The organism is Gottfriedia acidiceleris, from assembly GCF_004138285.1.
Classification (GTDB): domain Bacteria; phylum Bacillota; class Bacilli; order Bacillales; family Bacillaceae_G; genus Gottfriedia; species Gottfriedia acidiceleris_A.
In genome coordinates, this window is record NZ_SCFN01000003.1 from 33935 (window position 1) to 58716 (window position 24782).

The 24782-nt window shown below is 34.7% G+C and carries 23 protein-coding genes and 1 pseudogene; 5 read left to right on the top strand and 19 right to left on the bottom strand.

All coding sequences use genetic code 11. The features are described from left to right. Window positions 1–54 precede the first annotated feature (54 nt). Window positions 55–927 carry a metallophosphoesterase gene (locus tag EP747_RS05410; protein ID WP_129688881.1) on the top strand — a complete coding sequence of 291 codons (873 nt, stop codon included), beginning with the start codon at window positions 55–57 and terminating at the stop codon, window positions 925–927. A 136-nt stretch (window positions 928–1063) separates the two neighbouring features. Here the strand turns inward: EP747_RS05410 and EP747_RS24150 are convergent, their stop codons facing one another. Beyond that, complete coding sequence (locus EP747_RS24150; protein WP_165346865.1) at window positions 1064–1231, bottom strand: hypothetical protein; 168 nt, start codon at window positions 1229–1231, stop codon at window positions 1064–1066. A gap of 286 nt (window positions 1232–1517) precedes the next feature. Here EP747_RS24150 and EP747_RS05415 point away from each other — a divergent pair, with 286 nt between their 5' ends. Continuing rightward, entirely contained in the window at window positions 1518–2009 is a 492-nt protein-coding gene (locus tag EP747_RS05415; protein WP_129688882.1) for an FUSC family protein, read from the top strand. 116 nt (window positions 2010–2125) lie between these two features. Here EP747_RS05415 and EP747_RS05420 read toward each other — a convergent pair whose 3' ends face one another. From EP747_RS05420 to EP747_RS05435, 4 genes are all read right to left on the bottom strand, one after another. Continuing rightward, a complete protein-coding gene (locus tag EP747_RS05420; protein ID WP_129688883.1) occupies window positions 2126–2509 on the bottom strand; it encodes a glyoxalase superfamily protein in 384 nt (127 codons plus the stop codon). Between the two features lie 49 nt (window positions 2510–2558). Beyond that, a complete protein-coding gene (locus EP747_RS05425) occupies window positions 2559–3077 on the bottom strand; it encodes a nucleotidyltransferase domain-containing protein (protein ID WP_235832768.1) in 519 nt (172 codons plus the stop codon). Window positions 3078–3109: 32 nt separating this feature from the next. Then, window positions 3110–3394: a PspC domain-containing protein gene (locus EP747_RS05430; protein ID WP_129688885.1), complete on the bottom strand. Its 285-nt coding sequence runs from the start codon at window positions 3392–3394 to the stop codon at window positions 3110–3112. A gap of 183 nt (window positions 3395–3577) precedes the next feature. Next, the gene (locus tag EP747_RS05435; RefSeq protein WP_129688886.1) at window positions 3578–3757 is read right to left on the bottom strand and encodes a hypothetical protein; all 180 of its coding nucleotides are present in this window, start codon (window positions 3755–3757) and stop codon (window positions 3578–3580) included. A 293-nt stretch (window positions 3758–4050) separates the two neighbouring features. On the opposite strand from EP747_RS05435, the gene EP747_RS05440 reads away from it, so the two are divergent. Next, window positions 4051–4818 (top strand): divergent polysaccharide deacetylase family protein, encoded by a 768-nt coding sequence (locus tag EP747_RS05440; protein WP_129688887.1) that lies wholly within the window; start codon window positions 4051–4053, stop codon window positions 4816–4818. A gap of 34 nt (window positions 4819–4852) precedes the next feature. On the opposite strand, the gene EP747_RS05445 is transcribed toward EP747_RS05440, so the two are convergent. The 10 genes from EP747_RS05445 to EP747_RS05490 all read right to left on the bottom strand — a co-directional run bounded on the left by EP747_RS05445 (window position 4853) and on the right by EP747_RS05490 (window position 12352). After that, window positions 4853–5404: a shikimate kinase gene (locus EP747_RS05445; protein ID WP_129688888.1), complete on the bottom strand. Its 552-nt coding sequence runs from the start codon at window positions 5402–5404 to the stop codon at window positions 4853–4855. Between the two features lie 156 nt (window positions 5405–5560). After that, on the bottom strand, window positions 5561–5932 hold the full coding sequence (locus EP747_RS05450; protein WP_129688889.1) for an iron chaperone: 372 nt from the start codon (window positions 5930–5932) through the stop codon (window positions 5561–5563). A gap of 163 nt (window positions 5933–6095) precedes the next feature. Next, entirely contained in the window at window positions 6096–6371 is a 276-nt protein-coding gene (locus EP747_RS05455; RefSeq protein ID WP_235832769.1) for a DUF4190 domain-containing protein, read from the bottom strand. 301 nt (window positions 6372–6672) lie between these two features. Then, window positions 6673–6891, bottom strand: coding sequence for a hypothetical protein (locus EP747_RS05460; RefSeq protein ID WP_129688890.1), 219 nt, complete (start codon window positions 6889–6891; stop codon window positions 6673–6675). A gap of 108 nt (window positions 6892–6999) precedes the next feature. Continuing rightward, a complete protein-coding gene (locus EP747_RS05465) occupies window positions 7000–7686 on the bottom strand; it encodes a diphthine--ammonia ligase (RefSeq protein ID WP_129688891.1) in 687 nt (228 codons plus the stop codon). Window positions 7687–7937: 251 nt separating this feature from the next. Next, entirely contained in the window at window positions 7938–8465 is a 528-nt protein-coding gene (locus EP747_RS05470) for a dihydrofolate reductase family protein (RefSeq protein ID WP_129688892.1), read from the bottom strand. A gap of 219 nt (window positions 8466–8684) precedes the next feature. Beyond that, window positions 8685–9404 (bottom strand): metallophosphoesterase family protein, encoded by a 720-nt coding sequence (locus tag EP747_RS05475; RefSeq protein ID WP_129688893.1) that lies wholly within the window; start codon window positions 9402–9404, stop codon window positions 8685–8687. A gap of 267 nt (window positions 9405–9671) precedes the next feature. Further along, the gene (locus tag EP747_RS05480; RefSeq protein ID WP_268895587.1) at window positions 9672–10163 is read right to left on the bottom strand and encodes a M48 family metalloprotease; all 492 of its coding nucleotides are present in this window, start codon (window positions 10161–10163) and stop codon (window positions 9672–9674) included. A 94-nt stretch (window positions 10164–10257) separates the two neighbouring features. After that, window positions 10258–10935: a DUF975 family protein gene (locus tag EP747_RS05485; protein ID WP_129688895.1), complete on the bottom strand. Its 678-nt coding sequence runs from the start codon at window positions 10933–10935 to the stop codon at window positions 10258–10260. Window positions 10936–11095: 160 nt separating this feature from the next. Further along, on the bottom strand, window positions 11096–12352 hold the full coding sequence (locus EP747_RS05490) for an alkaline phosphatase (protein WP_129688896.1): 1257 nt from the start codon (window positions 12350–12352) through the stop codon (window positions 11096–11098). A gap of 577 nt (window positions 12353–12929) precedes the next feature. On the opposite strand from EP747_RS05490, the gene EP747_RS05495 reads away from it, so the two are divergent. After that, complete coding sequence (locus tag EP747_RS05495; protein WP_129688897.1) at window positions 12930–13511, top strand: VanZ family protein; 582 nt, start codon at window positions 12930–12932, stop codon at window positions 13509–13511. Between the two features lie 217 nt (window positions 13512–13728). Here the strand turns inward: EP747_RS05495 and EP747_RS05500 are convergent, their stop codons facing one another. The 4 genes and pseudogenes from EP747_RS05500 to EP747_RS24670 all read right to left on the bottom strand — a co-directional run. After that, entirely contained in the window at window positions 13729–14334 is a 606-nt protein-coding gene (locus EP747_RS05500) for a TasA family protein (RefSeq protein ID WP_129688898.1), read from the bottom strand. Window positions 14335–14360: 26 nt separating this feature from the next. Continuing rightward, complete coding sequence (locus EP747_RS05505) at window positions 14361–14903, bottom strand: signal peptidase I (RefSeq protein WP_129688899.1); 543 nt, start codon at window positions 14901–14903, stop codon at window positions 14361–14363. 70 nt (window positions 14904–14973) lie between these two features. Further along, entirely contained in the window at window positions 14974–19143 is a 4170-nt protein-coding gene (locus EP747_RS05510; protein ID WP_129688900.1) for a S8 family serine peptidase, read from the bottom strand. A 477-nt stretch (window positions 19144–19620) separates the two neighbouring features. Then, a pseudogene (locus EP747_RS24670) lies at window positions 19621–20028 on the bottom strand (SpoVR family protein); the annotation flags it as partial. Window positions 20029–20542: 514 nt separating this feature from the next. On the opposite strand from EP747_RS24670, the gene EP747_RS25065 reads away from it, so the two are divergent. Continuing rightward, the gene (locus tag EP747_RS25065) at window positions 20543–24700 is read left to right on the top strand and encodes a S8 family serine peptidase (protein ID WP_165346869.1); all 4158 of its coding nucleotides are present in this window, start codon (window positions 20543–20545) and stop codon (window positions 24698–24700) included. Window positions 24701–24782: the final 82 nt, after the last annotated feature.

Genomic DNA, 24782 nt, shown 5'->3' on the forward strand with positions numbered 1-24782 from the left:
TTTTATTTACAATCATAATTGTATCAATTCATTCATAAAAGGCAGGTTATAAACATGAAATATACCATAAAATTTCGAAAGATCGTTAGAAGATTAATAGTTTTTACGTTGTTATTATTAATTTTTCCTATTATTTTATATAGTTATTCAAAAAGTATTGAACCAAAAATGTTGGATGTAAATCAAATAACAATAACATCAAATTCCGTTTCAAAGCAGATGGAAGGAATGAAAATTGTTCAATTTAGTGATAGCCATCTAGGTGCTCATTATACATTAAAGCAATTAAATAATGTTGTCGATCAAATTAATAAACAAAACCCTGATTTAATTGTGTTTACTGGTGATTTAATTGATAATAGCGCTTTATACAATAAATTAGATCAAATCCCTGCTGTACTTCAACAATTAAAAGCAAAATATGGTAAATATGCTATTTACGGTAATCATGACGTTGGTGGAGCTGGGAAGAAAATCTCATCATCAGTTTTCATAAAATCTGGTTTTACAATTTTAGAAAATGAACAGAAAGAAATCGTCTTAAAAGATCACAGTAAACTAAATATTATTGGTTTGGATGACTATCTTTTAGGGAGACCAAATCCGGATGAAGCATTTAGGAATATACAAAAAAACGCCTTTAATCTCTTACTAGTACATGAACCCGATGTAGCAGAGCGCCTTAAAGAGTATCCGATTGACTTACAACTCTCTGGTCATAGTCATGGTGGACAAGTAAAACTTCCATTTCACGAAGCAATTTATACCCCACCATTAGCAACTATTTATACTGAAGGATTATATAAAATAAATCATCATATAAAACCATTGAATTTATATGTTAATCGGGGGATAGGAACAACAAGGCTTCCGTTTCGATTTTTTAGTGTTCCAGAAATTTCAGTTTTTACTTTAACAAGTAAATGATAAAACCCGCAAGGAAATAAGACTTCCTTGCGGGCACATAAGTAATTCTTTATCAATAATTAGCAAAGTTTCAAACTTTTTCAACGAAGTTCACAATGTGTTCGTCATGTATTCAAATCACTTTGCAATGAAGGGGTTAGGACATTGGACTAAAATCCTTCCAGATTGTTACTGATAAGAGTTCGTGGGTAATGTCATTACTAAACCAAGTTTCATTCCATTCTGCCTGACTTCTCTCAAACCTCGTTCGTTCTTCATATTCTTCTATATTTAATAAATAAATTGATGTAATAATATTGTTCATCTTCTCTTTGCATAAAATTCATTCCAATATTTGAAGGCTCTGAATGAAATTTTAAATGTGCTGACTTTTTTAATCTTGATTTAAAATCCTCTAAATACTTCTATTCAAACTTATATTCAAATAAGACGGTAATCATTGTTTTAACTCATTTCTATTATTAGTTGTCTAATAGCTAAACACTATTATAAGTATTCAATTTCTTATTTATTCTTAATAACAAATTATACATAATGGATTTAAATTGAGAGGATATTATAAAAAATGGAAATTTCTATAAGAGGTGCTTATGGAAGAAACAAAATCACTGAACTCATATGAAAATATTAATAGTCTTATTTGGAAATTATCAATTGGTTCTGCATTAGCATGGGAAATTTCAAAATTTTTTGGTTCATCACATCCCTACTTAGCTCCAGTTTCTCTTATTCTTACTGTTCAATCAACAATTGACAAAACAATTAGTTTATCGATTAAGCGAGTAATTGGAACAATGATTGGAATTGGAATTACAGTAATTATTGCGAGTTATTTAAAAGTCACTGGATGGAACTTAGGACTTTTGATTCTGATTGGTACATATATTGCTAAATATTTAAAATTAGACAAAAAAGTACTTCACCAGGTCGCTCTCACAATTCTATTTGTCTTTGCATTTGAACACCAATCAAAGGATTATGCGATGGATCGAATGAGGGATACGCTTGTAGGTGTCTTGACTGCTGGATTAATACAATTTGTTTGGGCTTCACTCATATCAAGAAAAAAAGAATTGAAATAGTTACTAACCTGATTTGTTCATTTTTTCAATTTTTAAGAGGATTAAATTAGAATGCTACCTAATTCAATCCTCTTTAATCTTTAGGTTATTCAACCATGTTGCAGTACAATAGAACTTCAGTCTTTCATGTTTTCATAAAAGACAATTCTATTACCAAATGGATCTCCCACCCGAACCTCTCGTGTTTTCCAAGGTGTTTCTTCGATGCCAGGGCGAGCATATTTATATTTCTTTGAAAGTAGCTTTGAATGCAGTAACTCTAAATTTTCTACCTCAATTCTAATAGCTGCACCCGGACTACAATCACCATGGTGCTCAGAAAGATGAATTACACAATTGCTATAAGATATTTGCATATATAAAGGAAAATCATCTTCAAATCGATGCTCCCAATCAATCTCAAATTCTAAAAATGTTATGTAAAATTCTTTAGCTTTTACTTCATCAAACATACGTAGAATAGGTATTGGACTTTTCATAGAAATTTCCGATGTGCTCATTTCTTTTCTCTCCTTTTCTTTTTAAATTACTAACTTTTAACAAGTTCATTTAGCTTATTGAATTAATAATTCCTTGAATTACTTTCATACTCTCAATGTCCTTTGAACGAAGCTTGCGTCCCGTACCTTTTTCATAAACCATTTTTTCTTCAAGTAACTGATATGGGTTTAGGACATTAATTGAAATACCTTTTAAATTATATTTTCGAATTGGCAATGCATCATTTCTCCATTCCCAGTCTGGAAAACCATTCGCTATGATTTTACCTTCTTCTGAAATTCTAACAAATACAAAACTCACATCTATCTCGTCTTTTATGAAATCTGTTTGAAGCATACTAATTGGAATTTTCTTAAATCCAGCATTAACCATTGCCCTTTCTAACTCTTCTCGATATTGGATTAAAGTGACTAAATCAATATCTGAGTGTTCGCGAGTAACTTTTCCAAGCAGAAAATCAATTGCCCACCCTCCTCGTAGCCAGAGATGAAATTTTAAATTTAAACAAATTGTGTTTATTTCATTGAGGATCTTTAACTGTTTTTCTACTAAATTGTTATTGTCCAATTTCCACACCCTTTAAATTTGTATAAGTTAGTTCATAAAAATCCCAAGTTTGATAAAATTACTATTACGATAACTGAAAAAACAAAAGCAAGTAACACAGTTTTATACCTACTCTTCTTTCTTACATCTTCAACATAATAAAAATCATCATTTCCCATCAGCGCTCCCAAGACTAGATAGACTAAAAGAGATACTGGCAAAAATACGAATACCAATCTAACAAGAATTGATGGAATCAATAGAGCTTCTGCAATCCCTCCACATACACCTAAAAATACATAATCTGTATTTGATTTATATAGCCTATTTCTATTCATTCTTTCTTCCTCTTTTAAAATTCTTTTTTGCTATGCATGTTATTCATTTACTTTATGTGTTTTCAAATAATCATCAATTAGATTCTACTTATTAAAAAAGAATTACTGAATCTGTTATAACCTTTTATAAATAACAAATATATACGTAAAATTTCAATAAGTTAATTCTTTATCAACCTCAGTCTATCGGTCCTTGTACCACTTATTTATCAACTTCTTCACATTCTCATTCGGACTCCAACAATTAAATTTATAGTTCGTCATTGTTTCAAATCCCAATCTACTACAATAATATTTCATACCTTTTACTTGTTTCTCTGCTTTAAAATGCTGGCACGTTGCGCAGCAATGGAAATCTTTCATAAAACCTCCTAAGATGAAAACAAAACTTTAATTTAATTACATTCTCCAACAGATTTAAAGCTCCTTTTTTATAAAGCAAATCTGGAATTAAAACAAAAAAGTGAGCAGCAATAGGCTACTCGTACTACTTTCTACTATTAATTTTAATTGAATTTTTATTTTTTAAATTGAGCACAAAATCACATTTACTTTTTATTTAAACATTTTAGTTTCTTTTCAATTTTTACGGTTATTTTCTTCATAATCACAGAAAATAGTAGTGCATAGTAATTAATGGAAAAGGAGATTTACCGATGAAGCTTTGGATTACTTCAATTTTCTCTATATTAGTAGCTCTATCTACTACCTGCTCTTCAGTATTTGCTGAACCTAATCATAAGCTTGCTATAGTGATTGATGATTTTGGTAATAACATGAAAGGAACGGACCAAATGCTTTCACTGCCGATCCCACTAACAGTTGCCGTCATGCCTTTTTTGCCTTCTACTAAAAAGGATGCAACTGTTGCTCATTCTAAAGGCTATGAAGTAATCGTTCATTTACCAATGGAACCAAGGAAAGGGAAAGCAAGTTGGTTAGGACCAAATGCGATAAAGACCAACTTAAGTGATGAAGAAATTCGAAGAAGAGTCCTAGCCGCTATTGATGACGTCCCATACGCAATAGGAGTAAATAATCATATGGGTTCAAAAGCAACTTCCGATGAGAGAGTAATGCGCATTGTCTTAACAGCTTGTAAAGAAAGGGGCCTATTTTTTTTCGACAGTAAAACGAATTATCGGAGCGTAGTTACTAAAATTGCAGATGAGATAGGCGTGCCGGTCATTGAAAACAAATTATTTTTCGATGATTTATACACTTATAAGCATATTGAAAAGCAAACTCGATTACTATTAGAAAAAGTAAGAGTAGAACCAACTATGATTGCAATTGGACATGTAGGAGAACCTGGCGAAATTACGTCAAATGTAATAAAGGAATACATACCTAAAATAAAAGAAGAAGCTAAATTTGTATTTTTATCAGAATTAGTAGAAAACCTACCAATCCCATTACATTAAGAACTGACTGAGATATACAAAAAATTAGGAACCGCTATTTTGCGATTCCTATATTTTTTGATATGTGTTCGTTAAAGTACTCTTCAACCTCATTAATATTATTGACGACCAATATTTTATCATTGTAATTTATAAACTTTTTAAAGAATTTTGGTTTACCCACTTCTTCAAAATACTTATTCCATTTAAACATTTTGAAGAATATTTTAAGTGTCGGTTTATAATTTGACTTCTCTAATCTAAGTTTTTGTAAGAAATACCTTTTAATGATTCGAAAGGTTCTAACAGAATAGCTAGTATCTAAAAAAATAGTCAACTCTGCATTTAGAAAACTATTAACTACCCATTCTTCATTATGAACACCTTCAATAATCCATTTATCCGAACAAATGAGTGTATCTAAATAGCATTCTCTTTCTTGTTCAGAACGTCTGATATCTTTATGACCCTTTTGCCTTTTCCATACAACATTATCTAACTCATAGTACGGTATATTTAGCTTTGTGGACATTTGTCTTGCTAATGTCGTCTTACCACTTCCAACTGAACCAATGATATGTATTTTCTTTGGTAGTTTATTTTTCACTTAAATCACCACCTATCTTAAACATTGATTCTATATTATTCGATTTAGTACTTAAAATGACCTTGTTACTATTTAAATCTTTATGAATAAAAAATAGGAGCTGATCTAGTCAGCTCCTATTTTTATTTAATCGTTCTGCTATTTAATTTAACTACATTATTTACGCCAAAAAGTCGTATATTCGGCTTTATCTTGAATATTGAACTCAATCATTTGCTCAAGCAATTCGTAATTGACTGGGACTTTCCAAGGTATACGAAACAAACCTTTTGTAGCACTATAGCCAGCCTTTCCAATTTCATCAGCAAAGTGCTCAATACCTTTTTCTTCGGGTGAAACGCTCATATGTTGCTTCGCGGTCGAAATGCCAATGATGAATGTGCCATGATTGGAAAACATAGGCGTATTCCACTTAATTTGTGGCTCTAGGCTAGGAAATTTATTTGAAATCCAATCCAAAATTTCAGCAGTCCGCTCACGGTGGTCTGGATGATCAATACCTGCTAAATATTCTGCAAAAACTTGCATGTCGGTTCCTCCTCAAGCAAAAATTATGTAGATATGTAAAACTTTTATTTAAACTATATACATTTAAATCCATTCAGTCAAAATTCCTTCAAAGTTTTATCATTTAATAGCTATTTCTCTACTTATTTTTTCATTCGAAAACCCTTATTCTACTATGTACTCATTAAAAAGTCATATTATCACTCATTGAAAAAAAAGTAATAATTCCTAAAACTAAAATTATTATCAAAATTATCTGTATGCATATTCCAACAATACTGCAAACCCTTCCTGAAATTGCTAGACCTTTCCCTTTTTCATTCGAGTGATTAATTTCGGCAATACTTTTTCTAGAAATAAATAGACCTATTATACCAAGTATGAACCCAATATAAGGAATGATTATCGATAATACGCCTAAAGTTAATGAAGAAATAGATTTACTATTTGTTGTTCCCAATTCAATATCCCCCAATGATTTTAAAATAAGATTTAATATAAATAATAAAATTTTAATTCTAAAATAGTGCACAATTACCAGTCTATTATTTATATTTTTATTTTAATATTACACCAACAACTTATTTTTGTAATTTGGGGGAATTTTATCTTTTTCCAAATTTAAATTCTTATCAATATATGGATCTAAAATTAATTAATCCTTGTCTTTTAAGACATGTATTCTTGGTAAACTATATAAAAATTAATCTATTAATATGAAAGGTATATAAAACCAAATAGGATCGAAATAATTTCCATCCTTAATTGTTTATTTCTTTTTCTCTTAAATAATTTTCATAAGCTTCTTTTACCTTATCAGATTTCGGTACAAGTCTTTTGCTTAAATCGTTTAAAAGATATAACGCTCTAAACAAAGTACCAGCTAAAATTCCGAAACCTATAATTATTCCAACTTCTCCTATCATCGAAAGAAAAATACCTAAAATGGTTGCTAGTACGATTGATAATAACAATTTCATAGGATTGCCTCTTCCCTAGTTTTTCCTACCCAATCAATGTAAATTTCCCTTTTCTGATTTTCACCATAATTGAATTAGTATTTATATAACATCCTAATTCTCCTATTATTATGCAAGTTCTAAAGGCAAATAAGCATAGTCTCCGTCCCTAATAATCTCACACTTTTTAACTAAAATCGGATAATTAAAAATCGGTCCATCTATCACGGTAGTATGGAACTCACCACTTTCTCCGCATGGATCAATACCTCGATTTTCAAGCTCATTCACAAATTCATGAGTTAATGTTCGACCTAAATCTTCTTCTCTCATTCCTAACGATAAGTTGACTGTTACAACAATCGTTTGAAAACCTCTATTAATAAACTCATCGACAGCTTCACGGTGATTCATTTCCCATAAAGGCATACCAAGCTTTAATCCAACATTTTTTGTAACCTTATCATGCCAACAATCTTGAGCAGGCATATCTATGTCACCCGTTACTAATACATCTGCTCCATGATTTTTTGCATTTTCTAATAGCTGTGTAAATACTTTTTCATATTCCTGCCAACTTGCCACCCCTGTATAAACAGGTAATCCGATTGATTCAGCTTGAGCGCGTACTAGTTCGGGAGGCATTCCGTGGGATCTAGAACGTTTCCCTTCTTCCTCTAGCATAACGATTAATCCAACCGCTTCCCCTAATTCCATAGCTTTATATAAAGCTAGTACACTATCTTTTCCTCCGCTAAAGGAAGTTATAAATTTACGACCATTCGAATTATTTTTCCAGTTTACCTTTTCTACCATTTAAATGTTTCTCCTTTGTTTTTATGACTTTTTCACAATGTTTATAAAAACAAACTAAAAATCACCTTTTACTAATATTCAAGATAAAATCCTCCAAAAGTATGTAAAGATGGATTTCTAAAGTGCAACTTCATTGTAACCATTTACCAAATAAAAAGAACTGCTTTCACAGCTCTCTTTTAGATGAAAAACGAATTTATTGTATTTGTAATTAATAACAATCTACCCAATGAAATATGATATTTATGTGATTATTTCTTTATGTAATAAAGCATAGCAAGTTGACCTAATTTTTCTACTTTCGTTAAAGTGTATTTTTGGGTAATATCATCTCCAGTGTAAAGGGAGATTCCTTTCCCTAAAACAATTGGAGCAATAGCAAGTTGAAATTCATCAATTAAATTTTCTTTAAAAAATTCTCGAGCTAGATTCCCTCCACCAATTAACCATATATCTTCACCAGGTTGTTGTTTTAAATCATGTATAAAAGTTTTAATATCTTCATTTATAAAAGTAGCATATTCATCTGAACCGGTTGTGGATTTTGAAAACACATAGTTTTTATATGAACTATAAGGATACTCCATAACAAATCCGCGAACGACTTCATATGTTCCTTTTCCCATCACAACAGTGTCAATTCTTTCTAAAAGTGTATTATAACCAGAGTCTCCTTCTACTTCTGTTGTTTCTAGCCATTCTAACGTATTATCATTGTTTGCTATATAACCATCAATAGAAGTACCAATGTATAATATAATTTTACGTTGTTTTTCCATATTAAATCTCCTATCTTTAGTTTTGAAGTTCGTATTTGCTCATTACTTATTCATTAATCTAGTATAATTGAATGTATCAATAATATGCTATTAGAAATAGTGGGAATCCTTATCTACTATTAATATATTTGAGACTGTCAAAACCATTTTTGAAAAAAACAGCTAAATAATAAAATAAACAGTGGAAAGGTACGTTTTCCCACTGTTTTGAATTTCACATTATGAATTTCTGTACTTAGCGAACATTAGTTCATCATGATATTTATCTAGATCCGGCAATTTTAAATCTTCGGCAATCATAAGTTCAGCTTCTCTATCATATTCTACCCTTACAAATTGGATCGAATTAGTTGAATATGAACCATCAAGAATCGCATATGAAGCTGAAGTTAAATCAAGGGAATTTCCAACACTTCCTACATTGCATAAAATTCCGTTTTTGAAAGTTTCCAAAAAGGTAGTATGTATATCTCCATAAAAGATGATATCAGGAGTCTTATCATTTTTGTTTGAATTTGTTATCTCACTATTTTCAAACATACTTAACCGTTTTTCAATTGGATGAAAAGGTAAAATCCTCTCAAACTCACTCCTTGGTGAAGCGTGAAAAAACCTGATTAATTGTCCATTTAATTCAAGGTCAATATGAAATGGTAATGAAGCTAGAAATTGATAGTCTTTTTCTGTTAATCGGTCTCTAAACCATTGAATAAAATCATTTTCTGCAGGTGACTGAATAAATACATCCCAATTGCCACGGACTACTTTTTCGCAATTTTTTTGAACGAGCTCTATACACTCTGAGCCTTGAGGCCCCTTACCAATTAGATCACCTAAGCAAAAAACCCTCTCAATTTGTCTAGAGCGAATGTCTTTTAAAACTGCTTCTAATGCAGTTCTATTTCCGTGGATATCCGAAATAATTGCTATTTTTGTCATGATGCTTCCTCCTGTTCTCAAACATTTGCATTTTACATCAAAGACCCAATCTAACTATGCCTTATAAACTAGCAAACATTTATTTGTATTGAAATTGTTAAAGGGAACTTCTCATATTTGTTAACCATTAAAATATTCAATTTAAAAGAATATTTATCCTTCCTTATTATGTTACTATAAAAGAAAAAAGGAGCTATTTTTTAGCTCCTAGTTTTATTTTTTTACGAGTTTTAAAATTAATTTTTTTAAATATAAACCTATGAATCATCAGAAATGAATAGCATTATTATTTAAATAATAATTATAGTGTTTTGTCATACTTACTTCTAAATAATCAAACGAATTTATTAACTCTAATGCTTTTTCATTGTTATCATAATTTGTATCTACATTCGGTAAATTTACTATTCTATTTTTCAATGTAGGGTGTGTAGCGTATTCTGTTTCATTATCACTTAAAGCTTTACCTAATGACTCCTCAATTTGCTTCTTGTAACTTTCAATATGCTCACGGTAATAGCTAAAGTAATCTTCAAATTGAAAACCATGAACAATTTTCTCAGTCATTTGTTCATAAATTAATCGATTAAAAACATGACCATGACTTATTAACTTGGACAAAGCCTCTTTATAATTTTCATTTCCACACATTTTTGATGCTATATAATCCGCTCTGTACTCCATTTCTCTAGAAATTTTCATATTAAATTTGTGAAAAATTCTAAGATAATACTTCATAAGTAAATTTGGTAAAATCATTGGAATCGAGAGTATTACTGGACGACGACTACGGTAATTAAATACGGATGAAATATATTCTAAATACTTATTTGTAAAACTATTAACCTTATACTCAACTATTAGAGTCAAGTTCTTTATTTTTTAATTCATGATAAAAATGTGCCTCACTTGCATTCATATATGGAAACAACCATAAAAACCCAATCCCAATCGTGAAGATACATAAAATAATCCAACCAATAAAAGAAATGTCCAAACAAAACAATTTCCACTTATATCCATCCATCATTCTTCTACTCTTTGTAATGGCATCATTAGGTGTCAAATGTGGTTCTTCAATAAATATGTATGGCGCCATTCTATATGAATATGATTTTATAATGCCTGGAACAATCAAAAGCAATGTCCAAAGCGTAGAATATAAAAAAGTTAAGAAATTTAGTAAAAATGCATTTAAATATAAGTTCAAGTTTGTAAAATAATAAAATATTGTTTGTAAGGAATAAGGTTGCTTATCTTCCTTTGTCGCAAAGGCAAATAACCGTGTACTCCCAATAGTAATAATTGCCGTAATAAATAAACTGTAAATAAACGTTAGGTAGTCATCCCAATTAATTATATAGGATATGTATTTCGTCAATTCATTTTCAATGGGATTCGGGAAATATGTAGAAAGTCGATTTTCAACGAATGTAGTTAATAGCAGCACTAAGATCGTATATCCAACAAATTTTTTCCAATTCCCACTCAAGGTATCCCTTGCTTTTGAGCGTATTTCTTCTAGGTACATGAAAATGCCTCCTTTCTGATTATAAATATAAAATTCTACATTTTTCTACAAATACCTTTTTTAAGATTATGTCAATATTTTTACATTGTATTTATCCACTCAATTTCTAGCACAAAAAAACATTCCATAAGTAAAAATGGAATGTTTTCTAAATTCTAGTTTATTTTTTCAAACCCATTGCTTGTTTAATAGCCTCATAGATATAAGTGTTTTCATATGTTCCTGATAAACGTTCTGCTCCTGCACCAATTGCTGTTAAAGGAACAGATACACCACCGTGACCACTTGTTGTCCAGTCAATCATGAATTGATTGCTACTGTTTGCCACATTAAATGGACCGTCTTCTTTAGAAATTCCATCGCCTGACTCATCTTTTGTGTCCACATCTTCAATTGATAAGCCGCCACATTCATGGTCTGCTACTACTAGAACAAGAGTGTCAGGATGTTTCATTGCATATTCCTTAGCTACAGATACTGATTTATCAAGTTCTTGACCAGCCTTGATCATTTTTTCAGCATTATTCTCATGAGACATTTCGTCTGTTCCTTCTTCTTCTACCATCAAGAAGAAACCTTTTTTATTATCCGATAGCGTATCGATCGCTTTTTTTGTCATGTCAGGAAGAGAAACTACTGGATCATATAAATCGCCTTTTCCCTCTTCTCTTTGTTCGAACATTTCTTCATTTGCAAAAAGACCTAACAACTTACCGTTTTTCGCTTTTTGAAGCTCATTTGCATTCGTTACGTAATTGTAGCCAAGCTTTTTCGCTTCCTCAACAAGATTTCCTTGTGTTCCTTTACTTTGTTCAGAAGAGTCCTTTGCTGGGTGATCTTCGTAGCTTCCAGCATTTCCTGCAGGATACCAAAAGTCCTCTCCTCCACCTAATAGAACATCGACTTTGCTGTTTTCAAGATACTGCTTAGCAATGTCACTTTGTTTTGAACGATCAGTTACATGGGCACCGAATGCTGCTGGAGTTGCATCCGTAATCTGGCTAGTTGTGACTAAACCAGTTGATTTCCCAGCTTCTTTCGCCATTTCCATGACGGTTTTTACTGACTTCTTGTTTGCATCAACACCAATTGCCCCATTATACGTTTTTACCCCTGAAGCCATAGCAGTAGCCGCAGCTGCCGAATCTGTTATAGCAGTAGTTGAGCTAGTATGTACCAATCCAGCGTATGGCATATCATCCATTGCTAGTTTACCAGTTTGTCCAACAGTAGCCAGTCGGATCGCTTCACGGTGTGCAGCCCCCATTCCGTCTCCAACAAAAACAATCACATTTTTTGCCTTTCCTTGCTTGTGACTATTATCGGATCCTTTTGCATCTACGAAATGATTAAATCCAAATGTTGTTGCAGTTGCAATTGTTAAAGCAGCACTGATAATCGTTTTCTTGTTCCCCATGAATAACACTCCCTACCTGAATATTTTCTTACTTTCAATATAAAGGAAGAGTATTTAGGAACTGTATAGATACTGTAAATATGGTATAAATTTGTATGAATAATTTGTAATTTTTGTTAAAGTGGCTCTTTCAACTTTTAAATTTGGTCCTTGTTTTATATTTGAATTGTAATAAATAGTATTTAACAGAGCAAAGTAAAAAAAGAATCAATTTGTAGATTCTTTTTCGCTATCAAACTATGATCTTTTAGATTTCTTAACGATTCTATTAAATAGTACAAAAACTGCAACTAAAATAATTAAGACTAAACCAGGAAAAACGAAATTAAGCATTTTAGACCAGCCTTTCAGGTAGCAATGTTTTTATATGGTTCGCTATAGTTCTACTTTTCACCTTTATTTCTATTTTCAATATTTGTTCACATTTGATATTAATTTTCTTTTATTTTTCTCCGATGGAATTGTTGAAGGACTTTGCCATTACTAAATTTAAGGGGGATACAATGTATTTTTTAAAAAAAGAAAACTACACAGATCATAACGGAAGGAAAAACATCTATATCCAGGAAATATTAATATGATCGGCTTTTCAATAACATTAGATCCCATTGAATTTTTTATTGTATTTTTGTTAGTATTAATACCATATTTTGTGCAGATAAAATGGATTAGTAAAACATTTACAAAGCAAAGATTTTATCATTTTACAATATGGTTTTTTTACTACTTATCTTTAGTAAAAGTTGTCTTCTTTCCAATTACGTATTTCTATAAAAAAAATCCTGAAATAACTAGTAGGCTCTATTATCAATTTTCACCGTTTTACACAATTCTTAAATCAATTGACCATGATCTATGGATACAAATAATAGGAAATATTCTTTTGCTATTTCCAATTCCAGTTCTCTATGTAGTACTAAAAAGAAAAAATCTGCCGTTTCATAAAATTTTTTTAATTGGTCTTTTACTGTCTCTATCCATTGAAATAATTCAGCTGGGAATCAATTATGTAACAGGATATCCTAATAAAGTTATGGATATTGACGATGTAATCTTAAACGTAAGTGGTATATTATTAGGTTGGATTATTTCGAGTGTATACTGGTGTTGGTATATAAAACAAGTAAAACTCTCCAGACAATCTGGTGGTTTGAACTAGTCCTATAAGGCCATATTAAAAGCCAGCAGTCTATCCTGGTTTAACCTAGATCAATGCCTGTCCAAATTAATTTGTAGTGCATTAGATGTATTTTCCATTTGGTCTTCAAGCGATTACCTTCTTCTTGTTTTGCAAATATAATATACAACACAAGAACCGTACCTTTGACAAAAAAAAACATCCCGCCCAAGCATTTTGCGGGATGTTGCTTTAACTATTATTTTTTTGGAAATTTTGCATTTGAATCTGTTTGCTTGGCTTGGACCTTAAAGCTGACTTTTAAGGCAACTCCTTGCAGTTTGTTGTCTGCACTATCTTTTAAACGTAATTTTAAATCGATCTCGATTTTGTCGTTTGCTTTTAAGCGGTCTGAATCATCCTCTCCCTTACCCGGAAGCAGGTTGTCTAACGTCGTCTGCAGATCGTCAAGTTCGATCCAGTCAATGTCCGATATGGTCTCGCTGTTATACAGCATCGTCGGTTGTACTTCATAATTGCTCAACAGCTTATCAATCGAAACGCCAGCTGGTGCATTGTCAATCGTAAAATGGACTTTACCGCGGATAAACATATCATAGTCGCCTGTATTCTTAATCAAGATTGGTGACATTTCGCTTATTTGGGAAGGCGCAAGCTTATCTGGAGAAAACGTCAATTGCTGCTCACTTTGCCCGTTATTTATCTCAAATGTTCCGTTTTGGACCATTCCGCTTGCGGTCATTTGCGCGGTAAACCATGAATAGGTTCCGTATCCGGCCCCAACCACTAAAGAACCTGCCAATGCGGTTCCGATTAACGCTTTTTTCACCTTACTCATTTTCATTTCGGTGTTCCTGCCTTTCTAGTTTTTTAATGCTGAACGTTCGTTTCATTTTGATTCCCAAAAATGCCGAGACGCTGAAAGATTTCGAGTATCACCACTAACAAGAGCGGCAGTTCAATCAAAAGGAAAAAACCAAACCAGCTGGAGAAAAACTTGGAAATATATCCAACATTCGGGATGGAGAAGGTTTCTACCCCCAAAATATGTTCCTTAGCCACGTAGCCATCATCTTCTAGATTGTTGCCGTCACCCTTGGTAACAAAGAGAGGTTTTCCGTCCTTCATTGTCATTCTCACAATTCGGTGTGTGATGAATGTGCCATCTGTTCTTTTATAGGTCACAACATCGTTTAATTTCGGTTCCCGATTCACCTTGATCAACACCAGATCGCCTGCTTGGAAGGTCGGCTTCATACTGTTAGACAGTACGATTAACGGCTTGTAACCGAGAATGCTCGGAACTTTTTCCACATTCCCCTTTGACTTGGCAAAGAAATAAATGACGGTCCCTGATCCGATGACGAGCATCATGACTAGGAGGAGGGAGAACCATTTCCATACTTTCTTCATGCTTTCAACACCTATCTTTAGTCATAATCTGCCGGCAGCACCAATCAAAATCGCCACCGGCCTATGGTTCTTAAAGTCCTAATTCTTGCTTAATATCAACAAGTGTTTTTCCGTTAATTTTCTTTACTGGCGCTGGTGCATTATCCACGGTCGAGTTCTGCAGGGCGAAGTTCTCTTCGACATAGGCGAAATCTTTTCCATCAATAACGCCGTCAAAGTTGATATCGGCACCCCGGTTGTAATTTCCGTCAGCTGCATGCGCCCCGAAGCTTGCCTGAATGGCTAGGGCATCCTTAATGTCGATGACGTTGTCTTTATTGACATCTCCGGCTGTGGCATTCTCGATGTCATTAGGGTAGCTTAACGTTTTCCAGTCCCCATAGTCCACCCCGTCTAGCGTTCGGTATTCATTAAAGGTGCTATACATAGTGAAATGTCCAGGTAAATCTTGGATAAAGGTTAAATCGTCACGCGTGACCGGAAGTCCGTTAATCGTAAACCCACCGAACTTGTTGTTAATGGTCCCTGAATACGTGTTTCCTTCACTGTCGACCACCGATACTTTCGCACCAAATTTCGTATAGTCACGCGAAACAAGATTTCCTTTCGCATCCAGGAGCTCTTCCGGGCGGATCATCCCATAGACGGTTGAGAAATTCGGCAGAATCCCAGTTGGAGGAACCCAACTGTATGGTCTAGTCACCGTCCCGCTCACACTAGTAAAGGTCGAAGATACCGCGTTCGTCATGCTCGATGAATCAGTATAATCGGGCGTATTTGGAATTTGAATCGTGACATCGACCATCGGTATGTTACCATTTACGCCATTTGTCGGGTCAAAGTTGACCGTGACATTGTTGGTTACCTGTGTCGATGATGGCGTTTTCGTGTATGTGAGCGTTGCGCCGAGTGCTGCAGCTGCCGGATTCAAGGACACATTGGTTACAACGGTGTCGACGTTTCTTGAGATAAAGCGATAGGCCGCTGTTTTTAAGTTCTTTACATGGTTGGCTGTTAACGTATAAGTGATGCTGTCGCCTTTATGGGCGAAGACATAACTCCCGCGCATCGGCACATTCGGCTTCCCATATACATAGGTGTAGTTGTTCGGAACGAGGAAGTTATATTTTCGGCCGAAAGTGTTGCCCGCATGGTCTATTCCCTCCAGTTCGAAATCAACTAAATTTCCATTTGGATCCGTACTGACTTGGCCTTGATAGTTTCCTTTTGAATCTAAGTTATAAATTCCGGTTGGACCTTGTAAGCTGTTATAGAAATAGTAAAGATAGTTTTTGGACTGGTCGACCTTTTGACCTGAAATCCCATTGTCATGGACAAGAGCGGTAAACGGAATCGATTTTGTTCCCGGCTCATATTCCACAAACGGATTGTTTGGCTGTTCTCCCTCTAGATGAGCATCGAATGCATCCGGCATCGTGTTGTCGATATTTATTTCAGCCGTTGATGAAACAAACGCCTTTCCTGCATCATTGAATCCGATCATCTTTAACTTATACTGACCTTCCTTCGCATTGACAAACTTGGCTGAGAGCGGGTTGTCGTCATCGCCGGTGAACGGATAATACGTTCCGTCAAATCCAGTGCTATACTGGACGCCTTCATTGATCCCCATTCCGTCCCCGTAGTTGGTGACCCCGAGCTCATTACCCTCGTTGTCAGTGATGATCTCGTAAAGGTATCTCATATGCGACTTTAATGTGAAGTGGCCATATACGGTTGGGTTAAAGACTAGCGTACTGAGATGATTGTGTGCCGTTGTGGTGCTATCATAATCAAAAAAGTAACTTTGGATTCCCTCTTCTACATAATGCACGGCAAATGGCACACGGTACGTTTCCGTTTTATTGCCGCGGTTAGTGTACGTGATATATCCTTCGTAAATCCCTTTTTGAGCTTTTTTCGGAATATAAAGACTCGCTTTACCATTAAACTTGCTGTTTGCATTCATTTTAATAGACGATGGAGCGATTAGTTTCACCCCATTTTTACTAGCATCGAGCGATCCTCTTACCCCGTTTTGGAAAGTAACTTTGACGTCAAACGTCTTTGTTTTGCTTCCGTTGTTTTGAATGATATAACTGCGCGTACTTAAAATGTCTTTTCCAGAAAAGGACAGATTTCCGAAGTTCATTGCACCTGTCTTTTCCTTGATTTGAGATAGGTCTCCTTTTGGTGTTAAGGTCGGCGTTGTTTCTTTCACTTGGAATTCCATTGTAGAGTGGATTGCTTTGTACGGATCAACGCGCCCTGCTCCTTGTTCAAAAACGCTATATGTTCCATTTAACGGAACTGCCGTATTCATTAAAATCGTTTTGATATCTTCTGGATTAAGATTTGGCTTTGCCTGCAATAGAAGCGCTGCAATACCTGTTACATTCGGCGTTGCCATGCTCGTTCCGCTCATCCGCTCATATGCGGTGCTGTAATCGGACGGGTTGTCAGGTGTATGTACAAATCCTGGCACAGTCGAAAGCACATTTACGCCTGGTGCAGTCACTTCCGGCTTGATGTCATATGTCGTACGGGATGGACCACGGGAGCTGAACGACGCTAAGTTATCTCCTGATGTTTTATAAGAACTTAAATTCGCAAACGAGAATTGCGTCATACCAGATGCGATTTTCGCCTTTAAAGCAAGACCGTCTGCGTTGGTCAAGTTAAACGCTGGTATAAAATCGGTCCCTTCACCCAAATAAAATGGCATATACCCTTCTGTCGGGTTGTTGTTCCAAATCAGGATTGCCGCTGCGCCTTTTAGTTTCGCCTGAAGGATTTTATCGTTAATGCTTTGATTGTTTCCGCGTTGAACAAGAGCCACTTTTCCTGCTACATTTATGTTCAGGTAATCATTTACTGCTCCGTAATTTGGAACCGCTACGATTGGTAGCGTTTTTCCTTGGGAACTTGCGAAATCATCATTCCACCCTTTTGCTAGTCCGCGCATAGAAGAACTCACGCTGTCCAAGTTCCCTTTCATAGTCGGGATTACTTGTGGAACATCGCTTGCCCCAACGGTCAATGCAAGTTGCGCACTTCCTGGTGAACCCAAGGTATACATGCCGTCTCCTGAATTTCCTGCTGCAATCACCGCTGTCACACCAGTTAGGACTGCGTTGTTGATTGCGATGCTTGTTGGATAAAACGGGTCATTGTAGTTTGCCCCGAGAGACAAGTTCATGACGTCTACACCGTCTGCGACCGCCTTGTCGATTCCTGCCATTACACTTTCGTCACTGCCACTTCCACCAGGACCTAGCACGCGGTACACATAGAGACTTGCATCCGGTGCAATTCCGTTTGTCGCATAAGGGCTGTTGTTTTTCCCTTGACCGACAATCGTTCCGGAAACGTGTGTGCCATGTTCGGTTTCGTAATCGCTTGCTTTTAGAGTCGTCGTTGGATTCACTTTTTTATAATTTAGGTAATCCTGATAAGTGGTTTCCATTGGATTGGCATCGTTGTCCACGAAATCGTATCCACCTTTAAACGCCGCTTTGATGTCCGGGTGGTTATAATCTACGCCTGTGTCGATGACCGCTATTTTTACACCTTTTCCAGTGTAGCCTTCTTTATGTAGTTTGTTGATATTAAGGTAGGCGTTCTCTGCTGCCATTCCTTGTCCCTGCGGTTCGCTTGATGGCATCGCATCCTTGATTTTTACAGGTGGATCCGCCATGATCTTGTTGTTGCTGTATATCGCTTGAACGGCTTTTGATTTCATGATTTCCTGAATTTTGTTTGCCGGTAAGGTCAGCGCCACACCATTAAAGGCATATTTATATTCACGCTTCAATTTAAAAGTGCCATCCTGTTTTTGTTTAAATACCTCTGCTAAATCCTGTTTGAATAGTTCATGGTCACCATTCGCCTTGCTTTTCGCTTGGGTACTCGTCAAATTCCTTCCATTTACTGCTGCCTCCAGCACTGCAGTCTTTTCCGGCTTATTTTTAAACTGAACGATGACAGAAACGTTTGCTGTACTTCCGAGTTTGACTTTTGGGTCTAAAAACAGACCGGATTGGTCATTAGCGGTTAACTTTTGCAGGGCTTGTCTTTGTGCTGCCGTCAACTTGGATAAGATCTGCACCGCTGTCGGATTAGTTGCAGCATGCACCGGAGTTGGCGAAGATGGATTGAAAGCGGATAGTCCGCTTGTAACCAATCCTGCTCCAAGCGCTAAGGTTGTCGCTTTTTTCAACATTTTCTTTTTCTTGTCCATTCTTTTTACGTCCTCTCTATTTCCTAACTATGTATAAATTGATATTTCTGTAATAATGAGAAGGTTTCATGTTTGTTACTTAATTTCACATTTAAATCCTCTGATTTCTTTTTCTAAGTTGGAATTTTACGTGCAAATTATTAGTTTGATAATATCAAATATTCAGAAATATCAATTTGTTCACATTATAGTCCTTTACTAATGTTCTTGTATATTGGGGAATTTCTATCTCTTTTTTATTTATATTTTTAAACAAGATTCTACAAGAACGCATTATTTTAATGCTGTATTTTATCTAATGCGGTAGAAGAAACAGGGATTATGTTGTAATTTATCGTGGAATTTAGAAAATGTTTTCACTGAATTTGGGGGATTTTTTGGAAATCGTTACACTTGATAAAATATGTACTCGTTCTTTTCTTGATCGCTCATATTCCGATTATGGTTGCTAGATGTGTTTTTCCTACACCACTTGTCCTAAAGCTTTGTAGAATTTCCATCATAACTAAATAACACTGACTTATTCTCAATATTCGTCTCCGAATGAACTCCTCTACCCCACAGCTAATGAATATAAGGCATTACTTTCTCTACACACTTCACATCAAGTTCCATATTTTCATAGAAATGTTTCAAATAAAGCTCATCATTTTTTAAATAGTCACCTTCTTATAAAACGATGTATGGAAATCCCCCATTTACCCTGCTGACAACTAACTGATCCCTAACATTTTCTCATGCCTTATCAGTGACTTTATATTCCTTACTTTATCGTTGGAATAAATACATATCTTCCCGCATGACTAGTTCTTTAGTTAAGTAGTTTCGTATAAATGAACTACCGGACTATAACTCTTGTACTTCAAACATCTTTTCTCTTCCCCTTCGCTCTTCAACATCTGCTTTCTGCCGTCTAAAAATAATTCTTAAGTCTTAACTCACCATTTAAAATAAGAAAAACTAAGTCGATTTACTCAATTTCATTTCTTATACGTAAATTCAATTTTCTTTTCCTTCGTTAATACCTGATATTCCCCCGAATTCAATGTCGAATAATCCGCAAAAAAAATACAGTGAATTCGGGGGAATTTTTATTTCTTACATTTTTTTCTACAAAATGTAACATAATTTCAGTGTTTTGGTAGGAAATTTTAAGAAAATACAAACCAATTTTTAATATATTTCCCCCAATATATTTTAAAACCATGTCTAAATATAATATTAATTGTTAGATGATTCAGAATATTAAGGTTTATTATTTTGAAACTCTTACGAGAGTAATCTTCATCTTTCAAAGTTCATTCCGTGTATGAAATGTGAAGTATCGTAACTCGGACGAAAACAGCACATTTTTACAAATATATAAATCATCAAATATTGTATGAAAAGGGAGAGGTTTATGGGGAAGAGTAGAAACAAAAAAATTATGAAAGCCATGTCCGCTGGGGCATTATCAACAAGCATACTTACAACTTTTTTTATACCCGGACAGACATCTTTTGCAGTGACAGATTCCAGTACTACTATTAAGGATATTGACAGTTACATAAAAAATTTATCCAATGTTGATCGGGAAAGAATTCATAGTATGCAAGAGACAGACTATACAGGGCTTATGATTTCACCAGATGTGAATTTAAATGAAGATACTCTTTTAAATGTTATTGTTCAATTTAAACAAGCTCCTTCTGAGATTGATTACAAGGTAAAACAATCAAATGGAGTTACGACAACTCGTGATGAATCACTGAAACTAGTAGATGAATCCCATAAAAAATTTAAGGATCAGCTAAATGGTAATTCCAAATTAAATAATTCCGCTGATATTAAAAGAGAATACAAGTATGTTTTCAATGGAGTTTCAATGACTCTACCTGCTAATCAGGTAAAAGAACTATTAAACTTAGATTCTGTAAAAGCGGTATACGAAGATAAAGAAGTTTCAGTAGAACCACTCGTAGAACAAAACGGAGAACCAGCAAACAATTCTTCCATAAATTTAAATAACATGGAACAAATCGGTGCTGAGAAACTACACAACGAAGGGATTACTGGAAAGGGTGTAAAGGTAGGAGTCATAGATACTGGAATCGATTATACTCACCCAGACTTAAAAGATGTTTATAAAGGTGGATATGACTTTGTAAACAACGATTCAGATCCAATGGAGACAAACTATGATGATTGGAAGAAATCTGGCCAACCAGAATTTAATCAGCTTTCGGGTGAACCATATTACACAGCTCATGGGACACACGTATCGGGTATCATCGCAGGTACTGGAAAAAATCATTCAAATTTCGCCATAACAGGTGTTGCTCCACAAGTTGAACTTTATGGTTATAAGGTTCTTGGACCGTATGGGTCTGGTGGAGATGGTAACATTATTGCAGGGATCGATAAAGCGGTAGAAGATAAAATGGATGTTATCAACTTGTCTTTAGGAGCAGGTATAACCAACCCTCTAGACCCAATGTCAGTTGCTATTAATAATGCAACGTTAGCTGGAACAGTTTGTGTTCTTGCTGCAGGTAATGGTGGAACTGGTGGAAAATATACAATTGGTAGCCCAGCTTCATCAGCACTTGGTATAACAGTTGGTGCGAACAGCTCTCCAATCACAATTCAAACTAATAACGCAGTTGCAAATTCAGTAAATGAAACACTTAAATTAGATAATATGAGAATGGTGGCTACAGATTATTCTGATATCAATACGTTAAAAGGATCTACTCTTCCAATCGTTTTTGTTGGAAAAGGAAACACATATGAATTCACTGGTAAAAATGTGAAAGATAAGATTGTACTTATGGAACGTGGGGATCTAACATTAAATGTAAAAATTAAAAATGCAAAGGCAAATGGAGCCAAAGCTGTCATAATGTTCAATAATATTCCAGGTGAGACTTATATTCCATATTATTTTGGAAATAATTTTGATTTTATCCCGACCTTTAGCATTCCAAATGATCAAGGTACAAAACTTATCAATATGTTAAATAAAGGTGCCGTTAACCTCACTATGAATGATTTTGGAACATTTGAATCAGAAGGTGATAAATTAGCTAACTTTAGTTCGAGAGGCCCTGCAAGAAGATATTATGATATTAAACCTGAAATCACTGCACCAGGTGTTGCCGTATTTTCTTCAATCCCTGCTTACTACAACGGAGCAGCTCATAAGGATGATTACGAGCATGCATATGCAAGATTTGACGGTACTTCAATGGCCGCGCCACATGTTGCAGGCTCTGCTGCCTTGATTTTACAAGCCCATCCTGACTATACACCTCAGCAAGTTAAGTTAGCTCTAATGAATACAGCGGATGAATTAAATGGCTCTTATAGTGTGTTCGAAAAGGGCTCAGGAAGAATTGATACGGATGAAGCAGTCCACACTTCTATTCAAATTGGTGTTAATGACGAAGTAGCAACAATGGAAGATGGTCAAAAAGTTATGATTCCAGAGACATCAGGTGACTTAAGCTATGGAGCTGTTGTAACAACAGATAAGGACTATAAAGACAAAAAGTCAATTGAGATTACAAACAACTCAAATAAAAACAAAGTATTTGACGTTAAAGTTAAATTTAATAATATTCCAGGTTATGATCAAGATGCAGAAAAGAATGCCATTTCTTTGGACATGCCTTCTGAAGTCACTGCTAAAGTAAATGGCACTTCAAAAATTATGCCTAAGCTAAATGTTCCAACAACCGCTGAGTTAGGTTTATATGAAGGATATATTTATTTTACAAATAAAGATGACAGTAATGAAGTCTATCAAATTCCATTTGGATTAAATAAAATGGAGCAAGGAATAAAAGATGTACTTTTAACAACTAAAGCCTTTAATACAAGAAGAGATTTACCTTTTGCAATCTATGGAGGAACCGGAATTGCTTTCTCTCTGAAGAGCCGCATGGAGACTGTTGATATCGTATTGAAAAATGCAGATACTGGTCAAGAATTGGGGATTATTGATTCTTTCGATGATGGCTTTAATGAAGGGATGACTTTTGGTTTGGATGCTGGATTTAATGGACTTTACTTCCCATTCACTGGAAATCCTGACCAGCCAGTTCACATTACTAAATCACTTGCTTCACCAGGAAGATACGAGATTGAAATCGTTGGTACAAATGAAGATGGAAAAGTCTTTAAAAAGTCCAAGCAAATCATTATTGATAATACACTACCTACGTTAAAAACAAATGTACCAGGTGGAGTATATGAAGTAGATGAAACTGGATTAAAAATCAGTGGGAATATTACTGATTCTTCCATTGATCTATGGAATAAAAACGGCGAAAATATTGACCAATCTAATAATAAAGTAAATGTTACCTCTGCTTCAAACCCATCTGGTAACGTACCGTTAGTTGTTGACAGTATAGGAAACTTTGAATACACAAGAATGATTCAAGCTGGAAGAGATTTTTCAACAATGACTATTCAATCTCAGGATATTGCTACGAACGGCGTTCAAAATCATCCTGATTTTACTTACACATTGATCAGAAAAGGCCTTCCATATATGAAATTAACGACTGACAAAAGTAATGCAAAATATGGTGAAACAGTTAAAGTAACATTAAACGAACAAAATATTAAAAATTTCATGGGTGGCGAGTTTACAGTCGCTTATCCTTATCAACTATTTGATTTCCAAGGCGCTGAGTTAAATAGTGAATATGTAAATGCTGCGAAGTCCATGGGACTTACAGCCAAACTAACAGCACAAGATCTTAAAACCGACACGTCGAGCAACTGGGTTAAATTAGTGACAAATTTAGATGGAACTACTCCATTATCTGGAATCAATGCAAATATGCCAATTGCCACGCTTACTTTCAAAGTGAAGGATGATCCAAGTGTCTATACAAAGTGGGTTCAACAATTTGGTATTCAAACTGCAAAGGCAAATATTTTAGGTCAACCACAAACGACGATTACCAACAAGTTCGGTAGAGGATTAAATATTATTCCAACATATTCAATTCTTGAAGGTGGATTCTTGCCAGACGGCTTTATCCCAAGCAATCAAATTTGGTTAGATCCTAAAAAAGACTATTCAAAAGTTGGAGCCGAAGTGTATGTCATTGGTGGCACAGATGGAAAACGTTATGATGCAACAATCAATAGTGCTGCAAGATTCTCAGTAAAGAATCTGCCATTATTAGACCAATCCTATGAAATCGTTATCAAAATACCTGGTCACTTCGAAAGACATGTAAAAGTTGATGAAATGGTCGATTCCTATGATGGAATGGCAGCTGGAAAATTAAAGTATTTTTACTACGCTACTATGCGAGCTGGAGATGTTAACCATGATAACGTCATCGATATACTTGATGCAGTCTACATTACTAACAAGCTTAATACAAATGACCGAGAAGCCGATATCAACTTTGATGGAGTAGTTGATACAAAAGACCTTGAGTATGTTAAGAGAAACTATTTAATGAAAAACCCTGACGCTCCTTCTGGCCATATTCAGCCGGTAACAAAATATAAAGGGAAAACAATAGAAGATTTTTTTGCACCATTAGGTTAAGATAAATTACAGTAAAACTACACAAATCATAAACCGCCAGCATTTTGACTGGTGGTTTTTTTAATGGTGGATGTGATTTCAT